17 protein-coding genes are annotated in these 20963 nt (G+C 60.0%); 6 read left to right on the forward strand and 11 right to left on the reverse strand.

Translation table 11 applies throughout. The features are described 5' to 3' along the window. Positions 1–5 precede the first annotated feature (5 nt). The 6 genes from ACIN8IBEIGE_RS13170 to ACIN8IBEIGE_RS13195 form a co-directional block, all read right to left on the reverse strand. Complete coding sequence (locus tag ACIN8IBEIGE_RS13170) at positions 6–1124, reverse strand: two-component system response regulator (RefSeq protein WP_160015025.1); 1119 nt, start codon at positions 1122–1124, stop codon at positions 6–8. Next, on the reverse strand, positions 1124–4168 hold the full coding sequence (locus ACIN8IBEIGE_RS13175) for a response regulator (protein ID WP_160015026.1): 3045 nt from the start codon (positions 4166–4168) through the stop codon (positions 1124–1126). The genes ACIN8IBEIGE_RS13170 and ACIN8IBEIGE_RS13175 overlap by 1 nt, the downstream gene beginning before the upstream one ends. A 2-nt stretch (positions 4169–4170) precedes the next feature. Further along, a complete protein-coding gene (locus tag ACIN8IBEIGE_RS13180; protein WP_160015027.1) occupies positions 4171–4686 on the reverse strand; it encodes a molybdopterin-dependent oxidoreductase in 516 nt (171 codons plus the stop codon). Between the two features lie 178 nt (positions 4687–4864). Next, positions 4865–6046, reverse strand: a complete 1182-nt coding sequence (locus tag ACIN8IBEIGE_RS13185) for a CaiB/BaiF CoA-transferase family protein (protein ID WP_160015028.1) — start codon at positions 6044–6046, stop codon at positions 4865–4867. A 74-nt stretch (positions 6047–6120) separates the two neighbouring features. Then, a complete protein-coding gene (locus ACIN8IBEIGE_RS13190) occupies positions 6121–7758 on the reverse strand; it encodes an AMP-binding protein (RefSeq protein WP_160015029.1) in 1638 nt (545 codons plus the stop codon). A 137-nt stretch (positions 7759–7895) separates the two neighbouring features. Next, positions 7896–9035 (reverse strand): acyl-CoA dehydrogenase family protein, encoded by a 1140-nt coding sequence (locus tag ACIN8IBEIGE_RS13195; protein ID WP_160015030.1) that lies wholly within the window; start codon positions 9033–9035, stop codon positions 7896–7898. 160 nt (positions 9036–9195) lie between these two features. Between ACIN8IBEIGE_RS13195 and ACIN8IBEIGE_RS13200 the strand changes: the two genes are divergently transcribed. Together ACIN8IBEIGE_RS13200 and ACIN8IBEIGE_RS13205 are read left to right on the forward strand one after the other, a co-directional pair. Beyond that, complete coding sequence (locus ACIN8IBEIGE_RS13200; RefSeq protein ID WP_160015031.1) at positions 9196–10194, forward strand: AraC family transcriptional regulator; 999 nt, start codon at positions 9196–9198, stop codon at positions 10192–10194. Positions 10195–10498: 304 nt separating this feature from the next. Then, positions 10499–11641: a sterol desaturase family protein gene (locus ACIN8IBEIGE_RS13205; protein ID WP_256665153.1), complete on the forward strand. Its 1143-nt coding sequence runs from the start codon at positions 10499–10501 to the stop codon at positions 11639–11641. A 168-nt stretch (positions 11642–11809) separates the two neighbouring features. On the opposite strand, the gene ACIN8IBEIGE_RS13210 is transcribed toward ACIN8IBEIGE_RS13205, so the two are convergent. The 4 genes from ACIN8IBEIGE_RS13210 to ACIN8IBEIGE_RS13225 all read right to left on the reverse strand — a co-directional run bounded on the left by ACIN8IBEIGE_RS13210 (position 11810) and on the right by ACIN8IBEIGE_RS13225 (position 15824). Further along, on the reverse strand, positions 11810–13192 hold the full coding sequence (locus ACIN8IBEIGE_RS13210) for an ATP-binding protein (protein ID WP_160015032.1): 1383 nt from the start codon (positions 13190–13192) through the stop codon (positions 11810–11812). Further along, on the reverse strand, positions 13189–13866 hold the full coding sequence (locus ACIN8IBEIGE_RS13215; RefSeq protein WP_160015033.1) for a response regulator: 678 nt from the start codon (positions 13864–13866) through the stop codon (positions 13189–13191). The genes ACIN8IBEIGE_RS13210 and ACIN8IBEIGE_RS13215 overlap by 4 nt, the downstream gene beginning before the upstream one ends. Positions 13867–13926: 60 nt before the next feature. Continuing rightward, positions 13927–14532, reverse strand: coding sequence for an outer membrane beta-barrel protein (locus ACIN8IBEIGE_RS13220; protein WP_090386989.1), 606 nt, complete (start codon positions 14530–14532; stop codon positions 13927–13929). A 107-nt stretch (positions 14533–14639) separates the two neighbouring features. Next, on the reverse strand, positions 14640–15824 hold the full coding sequence (locus tag ACIN8IBEIGE_RS13225; protein ID WP_160015034.1) for an MFS transporter: 1185 nt from the start codon (positions 15822–15824) through the stop codon (positions 14640–14642). 532 nt (positions 15825–16356) lie between these two features. Here ACIN8IBEIGE_RS13225 and ACIN8IBEIGE_RS13230 point away from each other — a divergent pair. From ACIN8IBEIGE_RS13230 to ACIN8IBEIGE_RS13240, 3 genes are all read left to right on the forward strand, one after another. After that, the gene (locus ACIN8IBEIGE_RS13230; RefSeq protein ID WP_160015035.1) at positions 16357–17067 is read left to right on the forward strand and encodes a 4'-phosphopantetheinyl transferase; all 711 of its coding nucleotides are present in this window, start codon (positions 16357–16359) and stop codon (positions 17065–17067) included. A 72-nt stretch (positions 17068–17139) separates the two neighbouring features. Beyond that, positions 17140–18429 carry a M18 family aminopeptidase gene (locus ACIN8IBEIGE_RS13235; protein WP_160015036.1) on the forward strand — a complete coding sequence of 430 codons (1290 nt, stop codon included), beginning with the start codon at positions 17140–17142 and terminating at the stop codon, positions 18427–18429. Next, complete coding sequence (locus ACIN8IBEIGE_RS13240; RefSeq protein WP_160015037.1) at positions 18429–18827, forward strand: GFA family protein; 399 nt, start codon at positions 18429–18431, stop codon at positions 18825–18827. Before ACIN8IBEIGE_RS13235 ends, ACIN8IBEIGE_RS13240 begins: the two co-directional genes overlap by 1 nt. Before the next feature lies 1 nt (position 18828). On the opposite strand, the gene ACIN8IBEIGE_RS13245 is transcribed toward ACIN8IBEIGE_RS13240, so the two are convergent. Next, a complete protein-coding gene (locus ACIN8IBEIGE_RS13245) occupies positions 18829–19545 on the reverse strand; it encodes a UTRA domain-containing protein (protein ID WP_160015038.1) in 717 nt (238 codons plus the stop codon). Between the two features lie 342 nt (positions 19546–19887). On the opposite strand from ACIN8IBEIGE_RS13245, the gene ACIN8IBEIGE_RS13250 reads away from it, so the two are divergent. Next, on the forward strand, positions 19888–20946 hold the full coding sequence (locus ACIN8IBEIGE_RS13250) for an ABC transporter substrate-binding protein (RefSeq protein WP_160015039.1): 1059 nt from the start codon (positions 19888–19890) through the stop codon (positions 20944–20946). Positions 20947–20963: the final 17 nt, after the last annotated feature.

Below are 20963 nucleotides of genomic sequence, written 5' to 3' on the forward strand. Positions count from 1 at the left end.
CACCTCTATGCGTTGGAGTCCGGCTCATCACTGTATTGCTGGGCGATCTGGGCAAAGGCTTGGCTGATCTGCACAAACCCATCGACGATATCCGGGTCAAAATGACTGCCACGTCCCTCGCGGATGATCTCCAGGGCCTGCTCGTGGCTAAAGGGCGGCTTGTACACCCGCCGCGAGATAAGCGCGTCATACACATCGGCCAGGGCCATCAAGCGCGCCGACAGGGGAATCGCTTCACCCACCAGGCCTTGCGGGTATCCGCTGCCGTCCCATTTCTCTTGGTGGCTGTAGGCAATCTCCTTGGCGTGACGCAAAAAGGCGATGGATTCACCCAGCTCCTGCTCCGCATGCACGATGGCATCACGGCCCAAGGTGGTGTGGGTTTTCATGATTTCAAACTCGTCAAAATCGAGCTTGCCCGGTTTGAGCAGAATGCTGTCGGGAATGCCGACCTTGCCAATGTCATGCAGCGGCGCTGATTTGAATATCGACTGGATCGTCGCGGCGGTTAGTTCGCCGGCAAACCGCGGGTGGGTCTGCAGATGCTCAGCCAGGGCCTTTACATAGAACTGGGTACGACGAATATGATTGCCCGTTTCGTTGTCACGGGTTTCCGCCAGGGAGGTAATCGCCCGAATGGTGACATCCTGAATAGTCATCACTTCGCGGGTGCGCTTTTCCACTTCGCGCTCAAGGAAAGCATTCTGGTTCTGCAGAAAGTCACGGGCGAATTTAAGTTGCAGCTGCGTGTTCACACGGGCCAGAACAATCGCCGGATTGATCGGTTTGCTGATGTAATCGACGGCGCCCAGGTCCAGGCCGATCTTCTCATCCTCGGCAGCGGTCATGGCGGTAAGGAAAATCACCGGAATCGCCGCAGTTCCAGCGTCCTGTTGCAGGCGGCGCAGTACTTCGTAGCCGTCCAGGCCGGGCATCATGATGTCGAGCAGAATCAGATCGGGCTTGGCCTCGCCGCTGGCAATCTGCAGCGCACGTTCGCCGCTGGGTGCCAGCTTGACCTTGTAGTCCTCGCGTAACAAACCGCTCATCAGCGAAAGGTTATCGGGAGTGTCGTCCACCACCAGAATCGTCGGTTTTTCCCTGCCGGCCAGTAGCCTGTCCATTACGTCGCATCCTTACCCAGTGCCGGATTGTTCTGTATCGCCGCCTGCAAGACCGCTAGGGCGTCGTCCAGAATATAACTGCTGATGGCCCGTTCCAGAGCAGAAAATCCCGAACCCAGAACCGCCTTGAACAAGGCCGCTTCCTGCTGGAACAACTCGATGGCATCGGCATCGTCATCGCTGAGCAGGTATTCCAGGCGTGCCACCAACTGACGTACACGTGGCCAGTCGATAGCGCCTGATACAGCCTCCGTTACGGCTTGCGCGGGCAATACCGCCTGTAAGCGCGCGATCAACTCAGCGCAGTTCTCGCCCAGCGCACTGAGCTGTGCATCGAACTGGCTATCCGGCGGCCCCTGCCTGAGGTGGTCCTCCAGCACGCCGGCCTGTTCGGCCAGGCCATTGGCACCGATGGTCGCGGCAGTGCCCTTGAGGGTATGCAAGGCACGCAAGGCATCATCGTGTCGGCCTTCGGCAAGCAGACGCCGCGTCTGCTGGGCGGCATCCGCCTGCCCCTGAACAAATTTGCGCAACATCGATTCATAGGCCGTGCGTTTGTTCAGCACGCGGCGCAAGCCGCCCTGTACATCGACACCGGCAATTTCGGGAAAGCCTGCTTCAGCCTGGGCCGGCATCCGCACGGCGGGCAGCGCGTTGTCCGGCTCAACCGCCGCTGGCAGCCATTTCAGCAGCAGCGCGAACAGCTCATCCGGATCGATGGGCTTGGCTAGATGCGCATTCATGCCTGCCGCCAGACACTGCTCACGGTCACTGCTCATGGCGTTGGCAGTCATGGCCAGCACGGGTAAATCAGCCCAGCGCGGGTTGGCGCGAATCTGCCGGGTAGCGGTCAGGCCATCCATTACCGGCATCTGCATATCCATCAGCACCAGTTGGTAATCGTTGCTGGCCAGCATATCCAGGGCAACCTGGCCATTCTCGGCCACGGCCACGCAGACCCCGGCGGCTTCCAGCAGGTCGCGGCCGACCTGCTGGTTCAGCTCGTTATCATCCACCAGCAACACCTGCGCGCCCTGCAACGAGCTGAGGTCCTGCTCGTTGGCGTTACTGGCCGGGCGCAGCCTGCTGTCGCTGATGGTATTGCCACCCAGGGCGCGAATCGCCGCATCGAACAGCAGCGATGGACTCACAGGCTTGACCAGCAGCAAGGCAATCCCGGCCTGCTCGGCCTCGTGGAACACTTCTTCGCGACCATAGGCTGTGACAATCACCGGCTGCGGCGCCGGTTCGAGCAGGGCCAGCTGACGACAGGTTTCCAGGCCGTTGATACCGGGCATTTTCCAATCGACAAACGCAGCTTCAAAGGGTGCTCCGGCAGCGCAGGCCTTGGCTGCAAGTTCCAGCGCCTGCTCACCGCAGTCAGCTTCCGTCACCTGAAAACTCATGGAGCGCAGCAGGCTGGCATGGATATGCAGCGCCTGCGGGTTATCGTCCACCACCAACACCCGACGGTTACGCAAATCCGGCGAGGGTTGCAGCGACAGCACTGTTTTCGGCGCAGCGACCACGCCCAGGCGGGCGGTAAACCAGAAGGTGCTGCCCTGCCCCAACACGCTGTCGACACCCACCTCGCCATGCATCAGCTCGGCCAGCTTGCGCGAAATGGCCAGGCCCAGCCCGGTGCCGCCGTACTTGCGCGTGGTTGAGCTGTCAGCTTGCTGGAATGACTGGAACAGCCGCGCCTGCTGCTCGGGCGAGAGGCCGATACCGGAGTCCTCGACCTCAAAACGTACCCGCACGCCCTTGGCATCCTGCGCCAACAGGCGCGCGCGAATCACCACGCTGCCGTGCTCGGTAAACTTGACCGCGTTGTTGGCGTAGTTGATCAGTACCTGGCCCAGGCGCAGGGGATCGCCGATAAGACTCTCAGGCAGCTGTGGATCAATGTCGAAAATAAGCTCCAGATCCTTAGCAGCGCATTTTTCACCGATCAAGCTGGCCATATTTTCCAGCACGGCCTGCAGCTCAAACGGCACCGACTCGACATCCAGTTTGCCGGCCTCGATCTTGCTCAGGTCGAGGATGTCGTTAATCAACCCCAGCAAATGCTGGCCTGAGCGCTGAATCTTCTCTACATAGTCGCGCTGCTTGGCGGTCAGGTCGCTACTGAGGACCAAGTGGCTCATGCCAATGACCGCATTCATCGGCGTACGAATCTCATGGCTCATATTGGCCAGGAAGTCCGACTTCAACTGCGACGCGCTCTCGGCCTTGGCGCGGGCGATCTGCAGTTCCTCTTCATGTTCACGCAGCGTCTGATTGGCCTCGGCCAGCTCCTGGGTGCGCTGCTGCACGCGGCCTTCCAATACCTCTTCATTTTCCTGCAGGGCCTCCACCAACTTGCCTTGCGCCGCCAGCAGCTCACGCTGGGCTCGCACGCGCTGGCGCGATTGACGCAGCATGGCGAGGCCGAACATCAGGGTGAGAAAACCTTGAAACAGGGTCAACGCAGTGGTGACCACAACCTGAGAGCGCAGCTCGGCGTTGCGCCCATCGACAGTACGTGCCGCCAGCTGGGCCGAGGTGTAGCCAAGCTCCTGCACATCATCCTGCAGCAGCTGCAACTGCTCCCGCAGCGAGGCGGCATCCAGCGGTCTGGCATGTCGGGCGAAGTTTTCAAGGGCAGCGTCGGCCGTCTCAATAAAGCGCTCCAGATCATGCAGGGTTTGCTGGTAAATCGCCTCATCGCCCATCAGGCGCCGCGCCGACTGGGTTTTGATGGTGCTGACACGGCTGACGAAGATGTCGTAACGCAGCTGCAGCTCATCGATACCAATGCTGCCCAGCTCATCGGACGCCTGATTACGGCGCGACCTCACGGGATCGAGGATGTAAGTGTGCAGCGCATGGTCAAAGCGCTGGTACTCGGTACTCAGCTGGGCAAAGGCCCACAACGCGTTGTCGTCACCACTGCGCATAACCTCGCTGAGGTTGCGGTACTGATGAGCGAGAATCGCCCCGATTGCCAAGTACAGCAGCACCAGGCTGATGATCAACAGCCACAGCAGGCGGAACTGGCGCATGGTTATTTGATCTTCAGGGCGCGCAGTTGCCAGGCCGAGCGATTGTAGAAAGTCGCGGCCTGCAGCTCGGCTTTGCTATCGAACGGGTAAACCAGAAACAACGGGCCCTTTTCACGCACCGGCATGAGTTGGTCATTCATCAGAATGGCCACAATCAGGTCGTATTTGACGGCGTCGTTGAAGGGGATTTCGGTGCGGTAATCATTCAGGGCAATCGCGGTAATGCCCTCACCTTTGGCCCCGGCGGCGGCCAGCACATCACGCAGCAAGGGCCCCGTGAACTTCACCGGCTCGGCATACCAGGGCGTTTGCGTGGTGAAACTGTGCTGCGGCAGGGCTTGCAGCATCGACATATCGAAAACAGCCTGCTGCTGCATATTCGGCTGTGTCACCAGCCCGGAGATACGCAGCACGGCGGGACCGGTGGGCTTTTCGAGCGCCAGGCTGAGGCCCGAGAACAGTAGCAATGCGCTCAGCGCAAAAGCTCGCAAGTGATAGTGGCTGGTAGACACAGGCATTCCCCTCAACATCCATTATTCGGAGATATCACGGCAAACAGCGGCACTGTCCATGACAACCATCCGCGCAGAACAGCGAATGATTCTCGAAGCGTAGAACAGTTGCTCGCCACAAGGCGTGTTTGTGCCGATTAATGCCTGAGTTTGAGAGGCAACGCCAGCCTTATTACTGATGCCGTTAGGCCACCACCTTGGCCGCCTTGAGCTGGGCAATCTGCTCGGCGCTGTAGCCCAGTTCTGCCAGCACCTCGCCGGTATGTGCACCCAGGGTTGCGCCGATATGCCGAGGTTCGGACAAACCGCTGGAGAATTTGATCGGGCAGGCAATCTGTACCTGCGGGCCACTGCCCGCGCGTGGCACCTCGGTGACCAGGCCACGAGCCTTGATCTGCGGGTGTTCGACCGCCTCGCTAAGGTTGAGCAGCGGTTCCACGCAGGCATCCAGCCCGGCGAACACCTGGCTCCACTCGGAGAAATCGCGTTTTTCGAACTCGATTTCGATCTCGCGCTTGAGCGCTTGCTGATCTTCAGGCTTCTGCGACAGCCCCCGCGCAGCCAGCTCCGGGCGGCCGATGGCGGCGCAGAACTGCTGCATAAACTGCGGCTCCAGGCTGCCGACCGAGAACCAGCGACCGTCGCGGGTGCGGTAGTAGTCGTAGAAGCTGCCGCCGTTCAGCGCCTGGTTTTCCATCGCCGGCTCCACCCCGGCAGCCAGATACCCTGCCCCAGCCATGCCATGCAGGCTGAAGACGCAGTCAGTCATGCTGATATCCACCTGCTGGCCCAGCCCCGTGGCCTGGCGCTGGATCACTGCCGCGAGCAGGCCGATTACCCCGTGCAGCGAGCCACCCGCGATATCCGCCGCCTGAATACCCAGTGGCAACGGCCCGCTGTCGCGTCGCCCGGTGTAGCTGGCGATACCGGCCAGGGCCAGGTAGTTGATGTCGTGGCCGGCGCGGTCCTTGTACGGGCCGCTCTGCCCGTAGCCGGTGATCGATACATAAATCAGCTTCGGGTTGATTGCCTTCAGCGCCTCGTAGCCCACGCCGAGCTTGTCCATAACACCGGGACGAAACTGCTCCAGCACGATGTCGTACTCGGCCACCAGCTGCTTGACCATCTCCACCGCTTCAGGCCTTTTCAGATCCAGGGCGATGCAGCGCTTGTTGCGATTGAGGTACGCATGGCTGGCCGATACGCCGCCGTCATGCGGTGGCAGCACGCGCACCAGGTCCATGCGTGAAGGAGACTCAACCCGAAGCACCTCGGCACCCATGTCAGCCAGCAACAACGAGGCAAACGGCCCCGGCAACAGGGTTGAGAAGTCCAGCACTTTCAGTGACGACAACGGGCCTGCCATAACAGCTCCTTGGGGTAATTGTTAACGTCGATGGCGCACAACCTTCAGCTATAGCGCACGCCAACCGTGTGCAGTTACTGCCAATGCAGCGGCTGCTTGGCATCCAGCGCCGCCAGTTGATCGGCAAAACGCGCTTCCAATATGTTGCGGCGAATCTTCATGGTCGGGGTCATGCAGCCGTTGTCCACCGTCCAGGCCTCACGCACGAGCACAAAGTGGCTCACCCGCTCATGCGCTTGTAGCTGCGCATTGAGCTGTTGCAAGGTTTGCTGCAAATCCGCGGTGACTTGCTCACGCGATTGTTCGCGGGCCGCCGGCGACAGCTCGATCAGCGCCAGTGGCTGATCCAGATTACTGCCCATCAGACACACCTGCTCAACCCAGAGATTCTTGGCGATCTCGCCTTCAATCGGCGCCGGGGCGATGTACTTGCCCTTGCTGGTCTTGAAGATGTCCTTCACCCGCCCGGTGATTTTCAGGTAACCGGCCGCGTCGACCTCGCCCTTGTCGCCGGTATGCAACCAACCATCGGTGATGGTTTCGGCGGTTTTCTCCGGGTCCTGGTAATAGCCCAGCATCAGACTCGGGCAACGCAGAAGGATTTCGCCATTCTCGGCGATGCGCAGTTCATTACCCGGCATGGGTCGGCCAACGGTGCCGAAACGCACCTGCCCCGGCCGGTTGAAACAGCCATACGCCAGGTGCTCGGTCATGCCGTAGCCCTCGCAGATGGTGATACCGATACTCTGATACCAGTCGAGCAAGGCACGCGGAATCGCCGCCGCGCCGCTGACCAGAATGCGCGCGCGGTCCAACCCCAGGCCCTTGCGAATCTTGCGTGCCACCAAGCCGCCGATCAGCGGAATACCCAGCAGCCGCGCCAGCTTGGGCTGCGGTAGTTTTTCCAGCACGCCCTGCTGAAAGCGCGTCCACAGCCGTGGCACGGAGAAAAACACGGTCGGCCGCACATGGCGCAGGTCACTGGCAAAGGTTTCCAGCGACTCGACAAAGGCGATTCGCCCACCGCTGTACAGCGCCGTCATCTCCACCAGAAAGCGCTCGGCGGCATGCGACAGCGGCAGGTAGGAGAAATACTGATCCTGCTCGGTGATCTGCAGTTCTTTCACCGAACACCCACCGGCAATGGCAAAAGCCTTGGCCGAAAGCATCACGCCCTTGGGCTGGCCGGTGGTGCCGGAGGTATAGAGGATGCTCAGCAACTCATCCGGTGACTGCGAATGACCATCGCGTAAGGGCTGATGGGCTGCCAGCAAGGCATGCCAGCCGTGGTTGGCCTCGATGGTCGGGTACGGCATGGCAATGCGCACAACGTCCGCCGGAATGCCTGGCGCCAGCTTGGCCGGCTCATCCAGCTTGCCGAGGAAGATTGCCTTGCACTGCGAATGACGCAGCACATAGTCGATGCTTTCCGCCGACTGCAGCGGATACAACGGCACGCTGATCAACCCAGCGAGCATGATTGCCAGGTCGGCGATGATCCACTCGGCACAATTCTTCGCCAACAGCGCCACCCGATCCCCCGGTACGCAGCCCAGCGCGTGCAAGGCCGTGGCCATGCGCCGCGCCTGGTCATCCACCTGCGCCCAGGTGAGGTCATGCCATTGGCCGTTTACCGGCTGGCTGAGCCAGACCGCATCGGGGCGCTTCTCAACCCAGAGCGCCAGGCGCTCCAGGGGCAGTTGATCGGTCATCGCAATCCCTCGTTCTTATTGTTTTGCCGACATGAACGTTAGCGCTTGAACAGCGTCCCTCGGTAAAAAACATCGTGGAGCCTGAAGACCGACAACCCCAGTAAACCGCAGGGATCGCCCGTCTGGCTGCACCCGCGCTACAGCTTCATCCCACGACTGATGATCTCTTTCATAATCTCCGAGGTGCCGGCGAAGATGCGCTGGATGCGTGCGTTCGCGTACATCTTGCAGATCGGATACTCCCACATATAGCCCCAGCCGCCGTGCAGCTGCACACCTTCATCGACCACCTTGCACAGCAGCTCGGTGGTGAACAGCTTGGCCTCGGCGGCCACTTCCGGGGTGAGTTTTTTCTGGTTGTGGTCGGTTACGCAGCGGTCGACAAACACCTGCGCCACGTCGATCTGCGTGCGCATTTCCGCCAGCTTGAAACGGGTGTTCTGGAAGTGCGAAATCGGCCGGTCGAAGGCCTTGCGCTCTTTCACATAATCGATGGTGGTCTGTAGCGCCGCCTCGGCTCCGGCCACCGCGCCGCAGGCATTGGTCAGGCGTTCCTGGGCGAGCATATTCATCAGATAGAAGAAGCCGCCCTTGGCGTCGCCCAACAGGTTGGCCTTGGGCACCTTGACGTTATTGAAGAACAGCTCAGCGGTGTCCTGGCTCTTCATGCCGAGCTTGTCCAGATTCTTGCCGCGCTCGAAGCCTGGCATACCGCGCTCCACCAGGAACAGGCCCATGGCGTGCTTATTGTTCGGGTCGGTCTTGGCCGCCACGATCACCACATCGGCCAGCAGGCCGTTGGAGATAAACACCTTGGAGCCGTTGAGCACATAGTGATCGCCCTGATCCACCGCGTTGGTACGCATACCCGCCAGGTCCGAACCGGCGCTCGGCTCGGTCATCGCCACCGCAAGAATCAGCTCACCGCTGATGATGCCCGGCATAAAACGCGCCTTCTGCTCGGCATTGCCGTATTCGGCGATATAGGGGCCGCACAGCGCCGAGTGCAGCGGCAGCATAAAGCCCGGCTCATTAATCTTCGCCAGCTCCTCGCACATGATCTGCTCGTAACGGAAGTCCTTGAGCCCGGCACCGCCGTACTCCTCATCCGCCCACGGCAGCAGAAAGCCCATGTCGCCGGCCTTCTTCCACACCTCGCGACTGACCACACCGGCCGCTTCCCATTCATCCTGATGTGGCACCACTTCCTTTTTCAGAAAGGCGGCAAAAGCGTCGCGAAACAAGTTGTGTTCAGTGTCGAAAATAAGGCGCTGCATGCGGGTGTGCTCCCTGAGCTGAAGTCGTGCAGCAGGTTAGGCCCCAGCCCCCTAGCGCCTCAATGACCCATGCGCTCAGCCTGGATTGACCCAATCGCTCGACCGGCTTGTCGGCGGCGCAGTGTGCTGCCTACCATCGGCGTACTTTCAAGGAGCCGTCATGCGCGAACGCACCATCGCCAGCCACTTTGTCCGCGCCGCCTTGCGCGGCGCCGAACGCCAGGGCCACGACTGCACACAACTGCTGCGCCAATTGGGCATCCAACCGGCATTGCTCGACGAGCCCCGCGCGCGGGTCGCCCCGGAACAGTTCGCCCGCCTGGTGCAACTGCTGTGGGAAAGCCTCGACGACGAATACCTGGGCTTCGGCCGCCTGCGCAGCAAACGTGGCACCTTCGCCATGATGTGTTACGCGATCATCCACTGCCATTCCCTGGAAAAAGCCCTGGGCCGTGGCGCGCTGTTCTACAGTCTGTTCCCTGAAGCCCCAACCATCAGCATCCAGCGTGAAGGTGACTGGGCCCGCCTTAGCGTGGACGACTCAACCCTGTGGGACCCCGATCACTTTCTGGTGGAAAGCCTGCTGGTGATCTGGCACCGCCTCGGCAGTTGGCTGATCGGCCAACGCATCCGCCTGGAAGAAGCCACCTTCACCTACAGCCAACCCGCCCATGCAAGCGAATACGAACTGCTATTCCCATGCACCCGCCGCTTCACGGCCGGCCGCACCAGCCTGCTATTCCATGCGCGTTACCTGGCCATGCCACTGCTGCAGGATGAACGCACCCTCAAGCAATTTCTCCAGCACTCCCCCGCCGATCTGCTCGCCCGCCCGGATGGCGGCGACAGCCTGATCAGCCAAATCCGCCGCCTGCTCGGCCGCGACTGCAGCAACTGGCCGGACCTGGATGCCGTCGCCCAGCAACTGCATATGAGCCCGCAAACCCTGCGCCGGCATTTGCGCGAGGAAGGGTCGAGTTTTCAAGAACTCAAAGACCACCTGCGCCGGGATTTGGCGATTTACCATCTGGGGCGCGATGAGTTGGCGATTCAGGATATTGCCGAGCAGCTGGGGTTCTCGGAACCGTCGGCGTTTCATCGGGCGTTTAAAAAATGGACCGGGTTAACACCGGGGGCTTATCGGGCGCAGGAAGGGTGAAATATTTTAGTGCGCTTCGGCATTGGAGGATGCAGATCAAACACCTGTCATGCTGAATGTTTGCATACAGAGCCCTCAAGGCATTTTCCGCATAATTTAATCAGCGCATTTTTCTCACAGTGTGACCTGCGACCATTTTTGAAAATTGCTGATACCGAAGTGACTGGGCACTATCTGGCCACCTTAGAACGCTCCAATCGTAGAGCTAAAAACTGCAAAGCTTTTAGCGCTCTTGAGTTTTAACTGTGATGAATCAGATATACCGGGCATCTGATAGTCAAAATGCGCACAAGGAGAACAGTGCATGCTCATTCAAACAGTAAAAGCGTACTTCGACCGCCATGGGTCTGATGCGTTTCGGATCGGAGAAGGCCGCATTAGTGGCTATATCTCAGCGACAACCGGGATCCTCAGTTTATTGGCCGTGTTGTGCTTTCTATTTCCAGAATGGCTGACTTTTGCAGAGTTCCGTAAAGTCTACAGCGAGCAATTTGCGCGCTCCGCGCTGCTGATCGGTTTAGCCTGCTCCTTTGGCTTGGGCACCCTCAACATCTTGGTTAACAAGCGTAAACGCCTTGGCATCACCGGCATGCTGACCTCGGGAGCGGCCTTGCTCCTGGGCGGCAGTAATATCCAGTTCGACACCATTGGCCACTCGCCGTATTCGCTTGGCCTAGATTGGTTCATCTTGGCATTGCTGGTCTCGGCGATAGTCTTTATTCCCCTGGAAAAGCTTTACGCCAAAGACCCTGAGTTACAAATCTTGCGCCCACATTGGCGAACAGATCTGTGCTACTTCTTCGTCAGTCACATGGCTGTGCAATTCATCCTGATCTTCGTCACAGCCTCATCCAGTTTCCTCGCCAGTTGGGCTGTGTCCGACACGCTTCAAGAGACCGTTCGCAGCCTGCCTATAGTCGTTCAGTTTGTAATGGCCGTATTTGTGGCTGATCTTGGCCAGTATTGGCTGCATCGCCTGTACCACGTCATTCCATGGATGTGGAAATTCCACGCGGTGCATCATTCCAGTACAGCCATGGATTGGCTTGCCGGCTCACGAGTTCACTTTGCAGAAGTATTGCTGACCCGCACGGGCGTGCTGGTACCGTTGATGCTGCTTGGTTTCTCTACAGAAGCGATGAATGCCTATGTGATCTTGATTGGTGTGCAAGCTGTATTAGCGCACGCGAACGTCAAGATTGATGGCGGCTGGCTGAACTACATCCTTGTACTACCTCGTTACCACCACTGGCATCATGCCCGACACATTGATTACATCTATAAGAACTACGCGATCCATACCCCATTAGTTGACATGCTTTTCGGCACATTTAAGCTACCGCCGAAGGAATGGCCAACGCGTTATGGCGTATTCGGCAAAGAGCTGCCAAAAGGCATGCTTAAGCAACTCGCCTACCCGTTTAAACGTACTCCACCTGCTCAATAAGCAAGTTGGGCTGACCGATTTCAAGCAAATTGGTCAGCCCATAAATGTCTTCGCTCAACGGGAATTTTTTGCGGCTCGATGGGCCCACCCGCGAAGTTAGATGTGCATTAGAAAACAGCAAAAACTAGCCACCGGCTAAAGCCCCTGCCAAATGGCCGGCGGCATGTTTCAGACGCTCAGGCGCACACAAAAACTCGCCCCACCCAACTGCGAATCCTCCAGCAGCAACTCACCGCCGTAGCTTTCGATGATGTCCTTGACCACCGCCGTACCAATGCCCTGCCCCGGATGCTGAGCATCCAGCCGCTCGCCACGGCGCAGGATGCGCTCACGCTGATCAGCCGGCACCCCGGGGCCGTCGTCTTCGACGCAGAGTTCGAGCACACTGCCCTGCTGACGCACGCTCACACGCACCTGGCCAAGACATAGGCGGTAGGCGTTTTCCAGCAGGTTGCCGAGCAGCTCCAGCAGCGCGCCGCGCTCCATTGGCAGGTGCTGCTCGCTGGCGAAATCGCGCAGTACCTGTACCTGCTTGTCGCGGTAGACCTTGTCCAGCGCACCGCAGAGCGTATCGAGTAAAGGCGCCAGGTGTGTGCTATGGCGGATCAAGCCGCTTTTTCGCAGACTGGCGCGTTGTAGCTGATAGCCGATCTGCTGGCTCATGCGCTCGATCTGCTGTTGCAGCACCTGTGACTGCTCATGGTTCTGCGGCTGCTTGTCGATCACCTCGGCCACGCTTTGCAGCACGGCCAAGGGGGTTTTCAGACTGTGCGCCAGGTCGTCCAGGGAATGTCGGTAGCGTTCGCGTTGCTGGCGTTCACTTTCCAGCAGGCGGTTGAGCGAGCCGGTCAGGCGCAACAACTCGCGTGGGTGCTCCTCACTCAGGCCAGCGCGGGTACCCGCCTCCACCTGATCCAGCTCGGCGCTCAGCCCGCGCAGGCTGCGAAAGCCCCAGGTCAAGCCGAACCACAGCAGCCCGAGCAACACCAGCAGCGCGCCGCCTAGCCAGAGGTAGAGCTGGCCCATAAAACCGTCGTACATAGCCTGGTAATCGCTGGCCGGCTGCATGGTCACCACGCTGAAGGCCGAGCTCTGCCCGCGCAGCAGGTCGATTTCCACGTCATAAACGAAGAACTCGCGGCCATGAGCATCGGTGATGCGCACAAACTCGTGGCCACTGCCATCGTAGCGTGGGCGGTAGCTGACGCTTTCGTCCAGGGAGGAACGTGACTGCCAGACCAGTTTGCCCTGGCGGTCATAGATAAAGCCCAGCAGCTTGGCTTCCAGCGTGTCGAATTCCTCTGCTGGCAGTTTGTCCGGCATGCTCAATCGGCCTTGCTCGTTACGCGCGGCAGTAACCAGCCCGGCGGCGTCCGAAGCCAGGCGCTTTTCGATGGACTGCTCCAGGGCGATGACAAAAGCGCCGCGCAAAGCCGGCAGCAGTGCCAGCATAAACAGCACAGCCAATACCGCTGTGCCGAGCATCAGACGCAAGCGCAAGGATTCGCCGCGACGGCCCGCGACCGGTTTACGCAGCTCGGCCTCACTCATCGGCAGCGCTCGCTAAACAGGTAGCCTTGACCGCGCACGGTTTCAATCGGTTTGAAATCCAGCTGGCCTTCGAGCTTGCGGCGCAGACGGCCGACCAGCACTTCGATCACATTGGGGTCGCGCTCTTCGTCATCCGGGTAGAGCTGCTCAATCAGCCGCTCCTTGGCCACCACCTGCTGCTGGTGGCGCATCAGGTATTCGAGAATGCGGTACTCGTAGGCCGTCAGTTGCAGGGCTTCGCCTTCAAGCAGCGCCTGTTTGCGGTTGAGGTCGAGCACGAGCGGACCGGCGGCAATGCTCGCCTGGGTAAAACCAGAAGCGCGGCGTAGCAAGGCGTTCAAACGCGCTTCCAGCTCCTCGAATTGGAAGGGTTTGACCACGTAATCATCAGCACCGGCGGCCAGACCTTCGACCTTGTCCTGCCAGTTGCCACGAGCGGTGAGGATCAGAATAGGGAAGCTCTTGTCCTGACTGCGCAGCTGACGAATCAGGTCCAGCCCGCTCATACCTGGCAGTCCGAGATCGATCACCGCCAGGTCATGGTTGTATTCGGCAGCGCGGTACAGCGCTTCTTCGGCATTGGCCACGGCATCGACCACATGGCCCTGCTCACCAAGCCGGCTATAGAGGTGGTGACGCAGCAGCGCTTCATCTTCCACGACCAACAGTTTCATCCTGCACATTCCTCCAATAAAAGGGCCGGGCATGCTGCCCGGCCCTTTTGGCTTAGCAGATTAGAACTTGTAGTTGGCACCCAGGTACAGCTGGCCGCTGCTGTGCAGGTCCAATGAGCCGACCTTGCCTGCACCGTGTGGCGCCATTTCCGTGCTGGCATTGGTGCGCAGGTAGCGGTAGCCGGCTTCAATCGAGGCATTCTGGTTGATGTCCTGAAGAATGCCAGCCTGCAGCCCGAGGGCATAACCGATATCGCTGTCACGCTTAAAGCCTTTGCTCTCCTGCTCCAGCTTGACCAAGCCAGCGGTAGCACCACCGAACAGCTTGGTGTTGTAGTCACCAATCGGCAGGAACACATCGTAGCTGCCCAGCAGGTTCTGCTGACGCAGCTTGTTGCCGCTGTCGGTATCCGAGACATTTTCGTAGGTCATGTAGTAACGGTTTGTCTCGCTGACCTGACCAGCTCGCACGCCCCAGGTGCCCGTGTCGTTGATCACCTTGTCGAGCTTGGGATTGTTCAGGTTGCTGTTGAGCGCGCTGGATTTCTGAATGTTGTTGTCAGTCTGGCCCCAAGTCAGGCCAACAAAGTTGTCGCCGGCATTGGCCGCAGCCGCCGCGAAGGTCAGGGAAGTTGCCAGGGCCAGTTTGCTAAGAGTGCGGTTCATGGTGTGTCCTCAGTGATTAGTCGGTGTTGCTTAACTCGAGGTCCATGTTGCCTACCCCAAGCTGAACGCCCACTGAACCCTTGCTAAACAAATGCTGAACAACCCTCTTACAACTTGCGCGCACTGATCCCAGCAGCGACAAACAACGCCGCCAGCACGGCGAGCATCGGCAGCCAGCCCGCATGCTCCCAGATATACCCGGCGGCGTAGCCGATCACGCTGGAGCCCAGGTAGTAGGCGCACAAGTACAACGCCGACGCCTGCGCCTTGGCGCCATGCGCGCGCTGCCCCACCTGGCCGCTGGCCACCGCATGGGCGGCAAAGAAGCCCAGGGTAAACAAGGCCAGACCCGCCACCGCCGCGCTCAGCCAAGGCGTGGCACACAGCGCCACACCAAGCAGCATGATGGCGATACCGCCCTGCATCACCTGGCGCGCGCCCAGGCGTGGCACCAGCCGCCCCGCCCAACCGGCGCTGACGATACCCAGCAGATACACCGTAAACAGCAGGCCGATCAGGCTGGAAGATAGATTGAACGGCGCCGCGACCAGACGAAAGCCGACGTAGTTGAATAAGGCGACGAAGCCGCCCATCAACAGAAACGCCAACAGAAACAGACGGCGTAATTCAGCGTTGCCCAGGTGCAGCGCAAAGTTACGCAGCAGGCCGCGTAGCGACAACGACTGCGCGGTGAAATGCCGCGACGGCGGCAGCAGCCAGATAAACAGCCCCAGCGCCAGCAAGCCCATGCCGGCAATCCCGGCCAGGGCTAGCGGCCAGCCACCGAGATCACTGAGCAAGCCTGCCAGCAGCCGGCCAAGCAAACCACCTAAAGCGGTGCCGCCTATATACAGGCCCATCGCCGCAGGCAACGCTTCGGGATCGAACTCCTCGCCAACATAGGCCATGGCCAGCGCCGGCAATCCGCTCAGGGCCAGGCCGAGCAAGGTACGCAGCCAGAGCAGATGATCCCAGCTATCCACCAGCGCGCAGGCAATCCCCAGCAGCGACGCAAGACCCAGGGCGGCCACCATCACCGGCTTGCGCCCCCAACTCTCAGCCAGCGCACCGGATACCAGCAGGCAGACGGCCAGACTCAGGGTGGTCAGCGATAACGCCAGGCTACTGCCCGCCGCCGATACGGAAAAGTGCGCGGCCAGCAGCGGCAACAGCGGCTGCACGCAGTAGAGCAAGGCAAAGGTGGCAAACCCGGCGCAGAACAGCGCCAGGGTCGCGCGCCGGTAGGCGGGAGTACCGCGCATCAGGTGCGCTGAGGAATTGGCAGCAGGCATCGGCAAGCTCACAAAAAGGCTCTAAATCGGCCGTCCTGGCAGATTAGCACGCAGCCAGCAACGCTGGTTTTGCGCGGGGTGCATAGCCGTTGTGCTGCGCAAGAGCAGCCACTTGGCGACAAAAGCCGCTCGTCAGCGGCTGCTGCAGTTTTTTGTTCTACCAGGGTACTGGAAGTAGCCTGACTGGCAGGCGAGAAAAGACGCATTCGGCGCGGGTGGCATAGCGACCACAGCTCGGCATCCCTCACCGCCTACCCAGTGATCTCGGCATGATCGAAGGCGTGCCTGCCATGAATGGAAGCCATAAAAAAACGGGAGCCCAAACGGGCTCCCGTACTCATTCTCAGAGAAATGCCGGAACAAGCCTTACGCCTATGCCAGCTACAACCTCACCTGCGTCCCCGAAGAAACGCATGCCGCAGTGTGGCAAAAAAGTCTCGGCAACTCCGTTTAGCTTTGTTGCGGCTTTGCAAAGAAATGTAAACGCCCGCGCCGGCTGGCCGTACCAAACGCCGCGCGGCAGAATAGGCCGATGAATACAGCCTACTTGCCGTCCTGCTGCAGCCCGCTGAATGACCACTGGCCATTGCCGCACAAGCTGCCGGCGGTGCAGTTGATCAGCACCCTCTTTACTCCAGAGCTGCTGGATATGGCGGACTTCAGCCGCTGCACCATCGAGCCGGTGCGCGGCGTGGCTAAACGCCAGGCCGAATACCTGGCCGGCCGCCTGTGTGCGCGTGAAGCCTTGCTGCGTGTGACCGGTACAGCGGCAGTTCCAGCTTCTGGTGAAGATCGCGCGCCGCAGTGGCCAGTCGGTATGGTCGGCTCCATCACCCACGGCAGCGGCTGGGCCGGCGCCGTGGTGGGCAAAAGCACGGATTGGCGCGGTCTCGGGCTGGATATCGAGCAGATCATGCCGGCCAGCCGCGCCGAACGCCTGGCTGGGGAAATTCTTACCTCAGCCGAGCTGTTCCGCCTGGAAGCCTTGCCGAGCGAACAGCGCGCGCAACGCATCAGCCTGACCTTCTCGCTCAAGGAAAGCCTGTTCAAGGCGCTCTACCCACAGGTATTGCAGCACTTCTATTTTCAGGATGCCGAACTGCTCAGCGTCGACGCCGACAATAAGGCACGTATGCGGTTACTGATTGACCTGCATACGAACTGGCCCGCCGGCAGTGAGCTGGAAGGCCAGTTCGCCGAGTTCGACGGTTATCTGCTGAGCCTGATCAGCATTGCACGCTGATCTGTCGAGCGCGGCAGCCCAAAGCGCCAGGCAAATCCGCTAAACTCGGCCGATTGCCGTCTGGAGTGCCCTATGCGCGAAGATTTGAATCAAGGCCTGATCGAGTTCCTCAAGGCCTCGCCAACCCCTTTTCATGCCACCGCCAGCCTGGCATTGCGCCTTGAAGCGGCCGGCTTTCAGCACCTGGACGAGCGCGCCAGCTGGCACACCGAGGCCGGCGGTCGTTATTACGTCACGCGCAACGATTCCTCGATCATCGCCTTCAAGCTGGGCAAGCGCGCGCCACTGGAAGGCGGTATCCGCCTGGTCGGCGCACACACCGACAGCCCGTGCCTGCGGGTCAAACCGCAGCCGGAGTTGCAGCAACAAGGCTTTTTCCAACTTGGCGTTGAGGTCTACGGCGGTGCCTTGCTGGCGCCCTGGTTCGACCGCGATCTATCGCTGGCCGGTCGAGTCACCTACCGCCGCGACGGTAAGGTGGAAAGCCAGCTGATCGATTTTCAAAGCCCGATTGCGATCATTCCCAACTTGGCCATCCACCTCAACCGTGAAGCCAACCAGGGTTGGGCGATCAACCAGCAGATTGAGCTGCCGCCAATCCTCGCGCAGATATCCGGCGATGAGCCGGCCGACTTTCGCGCACTGATCACCGATCAACTGGCCCGCGAACACGATTTCAGCGCCGATGCGGTGCTCGATTACGAGCTGAGCTTCTACGACACCCAAAGTGCCGCGGTTATAGGCCTGAACAACGATTTTATCGCTGGCGCACGGCTGGACAATCTGCTGTCCTGCTACGCCGGCCTGCAGGCACTGCTGGCCGCGCCGGATGAAGAAAGCTGCGTCTTGGTCTGTACCGACCATGAAGAAGTCGGCTCCTGCTCGGCGTGCGGCGCCGACGGCCCGATGCTCGAACAGGTATTGCGTCGCGTGCTACCGGACGGTGACGCCTTCGTCCGCACCATCCAGCGCTCGCTGCTGGTCTCGGCGGACAACGCCCACGGCGTACACCCCAACTACGCCGACAAGCATGACGCCAACCACGGCCCCAAGCTCAACGCCGGCCCGGTGATCAAGATCAACAGCAACCAGCGCTACGCCACCAACAGCGAAACCGCCGGGTTCTTCCGCCATCTGTGCCTGGAAAATGAAGTGCCGGTGCAGAGCTTCGTCACCCGCAGCGACATGGGCTGCGGCTCGACCATCGGCCCGATCACTGCCAGCCAGCTGGGCGTACGCACCGTGGATATCGGCCTGCCGACCTTCGCCATGCACTCGATCCGCGAACTGGCCGGCAGCCATGACCTGGCGCATCTGGTGAAAGTGCTGACGGCGTTTTACGCCAGCGCTGAGTTGCCGTGATGCTGACGGGTAGCTGTTTGTGCGGTGCGCTGGCCTACAGCGTCGCGCGCCTGGATAAGCCCATTGGTCACTGTCACTGTCTGACATGCCAGAAAGCACATGCCGCCGCATTCGCCACTACGGCTGGCGTGCTGCGTGAGGACTTTCGCTGGCTGCGTGGCGAAGACAAGCTCTCCAGCTATGAGTCCTCGCCGGGCAAGCTGCGCCACTTCTGTTCGGTCTGCGGCTCTCAGCTGGTGGCTGAACGACCTGCCCAGCCCCATGTGATCATCCGCGTGGCAACACTGGATCAGGACCCCGGAGAACGCCCTGCCCAACACATCTGGACTAGCCATGACAGGCCATGGCTGGCAAGCGACGATTTACCCAACCATGACGAGTGGCCGCCAGGTCGCTAAATCACTCTGGTACTTCGACGCTCACATGCAGGGCGTCGTGGCGCCAGAACTCCAGGTCGCAATCAATCAAGCGGCCATGCTGGTCGCGGTTGATCCGCACGATACGCAGCGCCGGGCTGCCCACCGCTACCTTCAAGGCCGACGCGGCTTCGCTGTGCAAGGCCGTGGGCACCATATCGAACCGCACTCGGCCGTAATGAATGTCGTATTCACTGGCATACAATTCGGTCAGCGAACGGGTCAGGTCAAAATCCAGAATGCCGGCGAAGTAGTTCGGATTGAGGTAGTGCTCGACATACAACACCAAGCGGCCGTCGATGCGCCGCGCGCGACGGATCTGGTAGACGCTGGACAGCGCCGGCAAGGCCAGTAGCTGGCAGATCTCGGCGCTGGCGGGAATCAGCCGCGCGCTCAGCACTTCGGTGGCCGGCACCCGGCCCTGCTCGCCGACCATGGCGTGAAAGTGGCTGCGCACCAGCGGGTTGTAGGCCACGCGCGGTGGCGAAACAAACCAGCCACGCCGTTCCTCGCGGTAGATCAGCCCCTGGGCCTCAAGCTGGCCCAGCGCCTCACGCAGGGTAATGCGCGTGGTATCGAATACCTCGCTGAGCTTGCGTTCGGCCGGCAACTGACTTCCCGACGGCAACAGGCCGTGTTCGATCTGCTCTTCCAATGCCCGGCATATTGCAGTGACTGCCCGCGGCGCTTCATCGCGCATCAAGACCTCCAAAACTGGACTAGTCCAGCCCCATTTCGGGGCATCAACCTGTGAGTGCAGCAGTAAAAACCATGTTTCAAGTTTAAGCAGTCTTGATGACCATGCCATGACAACTTTCTTTCAGTGCCAGTAAAAGCTTATAAAACTTGGCCTGAAGGCCATACATGACTGAATTTGTTGATGGTCTACGCTAGTGGTGCGCCAGTTTGTGCAACCCGGCTTGAGCCGGTAAATGACCGACGTACATAAAACTGTCATTTAACACGCCTAAATTGGCCTGGGTCTTGCTGATCTAGACCAGAACTTTTCACTGCACGCACTTCAATCGCAAAGGAGTTTCCAATGAAACAACTGCTGCTGGCTTCACTGATGGGCTCAGCCATCGCCCTGGCCACCTCGGCCATGGCTGCTGAAACGGATTTGCAAGCACTGGAAAAGGCCGCGCGCGCTGAAGGCGCGGTGAACAGTGTGGGCATGCCAGATAGCTGGGCCAACTGGAAGGACACCTGGGTTGACCTGAACAAGCTTTATGGTTTGAAGCATATGGATACCGACATGAGCTCGGCCCAGGAAATTGCCAAATTTGCCGCTGAAAAAGATAACGCCACCGCCGATATCGGTGACGTCGGTGCGGCCTTCGGCCCCATCGCCGTGCAGCAAGGTGTTACCCAGCCCTACAAGCCGAGCACCTGGGAACAGATTCCAACCTGGGCCAAGGACACCGACGGCCACTGGATGCTCGCCTACACCGGCTCCATTGCCTTTATCGTCAACAAGCAACTGGTCAAGGACATCCCGCGCTCTTGGGCTGACCTGAAAAAGGGCACCTACAAAGTCTCTGCCGGCGATGTCAGCACTGCTGCACAAGCGGTAAACGGCGTACTGGCTGCTGCCATCGCCATGGGCGGTAATGAAAGCAACGTGCAACCGGCGCTGGATTTCTACGGCGAGCTGGCCAAACAGGGTCGTCTGTCGCTGGCCAACCCAACCATCCAGACCCTGGAAAAAGGTGAAGTGGAAGTGGGCGTGGTATGGGACTTCAACGGCCTGAGCTACCGCGACCAGATCGACCCAAGCCGCTTCGAAGTGCTGATTCCTTCCGATGGTTCGGTTATTTCCGGATATAGCACCATCATCAACAAGTGGGCAAAAAATCCCAACGCGGCCAAACTGGCGCGTGAGTACATCCTCAGCGACGCCGGCCAGATCAACCTGGCCAAAGGCAACGCCCGGCCGATCCGCGCCGAGCACCTGACCCTGCCAGCCGAAGTACAAGCCAAGCTGCTGCCGCAGGAGCAATACGCCAAGGTTCAGCCGATCAAGGATGCTGCTGCCTGGGAAGCCACGTCCAAAGCACTGCCGCGTCTGTGGCAGGAACACGTCATCATCAATATGAACTAATGCAATCTGGCCCCGGA

The organism is Pseudomonas sp. 8BK (genome assembly GCF_902506475.1).
Taxonomy (GTDB): domain Bacteria; phylum Pseudomonadota; class Gammaproteobacteria; order Pseudomonadales; family Pseudomonadaceae; genus Aquipseudomonas; species Aquipseudomonas anguilliseptica.

Bases quoted from the DNA above. Each gene is read 5' to 3' on its own strand.
- ACIN8IBEIGE_RS13170 (WP_160015025.1), bottom strand. From the start codon at position 1,124: ATGGACAGGCTACTGGCCGGCAGGGAAAAACCGACGATTCTGGTGGTG.
- ACIN8IBEIGE_RS13175 (WP_160015026.1), bottom strand. From the start codon at position 4,168: ATGCGCCAGTTCCGCCTGCTGTGGCTGTTGATCATCAGCCTGGTGCTG.
- ACIN8IBEIGE_RS13180 (WP_160015027.1), bottom strand. From the start codon at position 4,686: ATGCCTGTGTCTACCAGCCACTATCACTTGCGAGCTTTTGCGCTGAGC.
- ACIN8IBEIGE_RS13185 (WP_160015028.1), bottom strand. From the start codon at position 6,046: ATGGCAGGCCCGTTGTCGTCACTGAAAGTGCTGGACTTCTCAACCCTG.
- ACIN8IBEIGE_RS13190 (WP_160015029.1), bottom strand. From the start codon at position 7,758: ATGACCGATCAACTGCCCCTGGAGCGCCTGGCGCTCTGGGTTGAGAAG.
- ACIN8IBEIGE_RS13195 (WP_160015030.1), bottom strand. From the start codon at position 9,035: ATGCAGCGCCTTATTTTCGACACTGAACACAACTTGTTTCGCGACGCT.
- ACIN8IBEIGE_RS13200 (WP_160015031.1), top strand. From the start codon at position 9,196: ATGCGCGAACGCACCATCGCCAGCCACTTTGTCCGCGCCGCCTTGCGC.
- ACIN8IBEIGE_RS13205 (WP_256665153.1), top strand. From the start codon at position 10,499: ATGCTCATTCAAACAGTAAAAGCGTACTTCGACCGCCATGGGTCTGAT.
- ACIN8IBEIGE_RS13210 (WP_160015032.1), bottom strand. From the start codon at position 13,192: ATGAGTGAGGCCGAGCTGCGTAAACCGGTCGCGGGCCGTCGCGGCGAA.
- ACIN8IBEIGE_RS13215 (WP_160015033.1), bottom strand. From the start codon at position 13,866: ATGAAACTGTTGGTCGTGGAAGATGAAGCGCTGCTGCGTCACCACCTC.
- ACIN8IBEIGE_RS13220 (WP_090386989.1), bottom strand. From the start codon at position 14,532: ATGAACCGCACTCTTAGCAAACTGGCCCTGGCAACTTCCCTGACCTTC.
- ACIN8IBEIGE_RS13225 (WP_160015034.1), bottom strand. From the start codon at position 15,824: ATGCCTGCTGCCAATTCCTCAGCGCACCTGATGCGCGGTACTCCCGCC.
- ACIN8IBEIGE_RS13230 (WP_160015035.1), top strand. From the start codon at position 16,357: ATGAATACAGCCTACTTGCCGTCCTGCTGCAGCCCGCTGAATGACCAC.
- ACIN8IBEIGE_RS13235 (WP_160015036.1), top strand. From the start codon at position 17,140: ATGCGCGAAGATTTGAATCAAGGCCTGATCGAGTTCCTCAAGGCCTCG.
- ACIN8IBEIGE_RS13240 (WP_160015037.1), top strand. From the start codon at position 18,429: ATGCTGACGGGTAGCTGTTTGTGCGGTGCGCTGGCCTACAGCGTCGCG.
- ACIN8IBEIGE_RS13245 (WP_160015038.1), bottom strand. From the start codon at position 19,545: ATGCGCGATGAAGCGCCGCGGGCAGTCACTGCAATATGCCGGGCATTG.
- ACIN8IBEIGE_RS13250 (WP_160015039.1), top strand. From the start codon at position 19,888: ATGAAACAACTGCTGCTGGCTTCACTGATGGGCTCAGCCATCGCCCTG.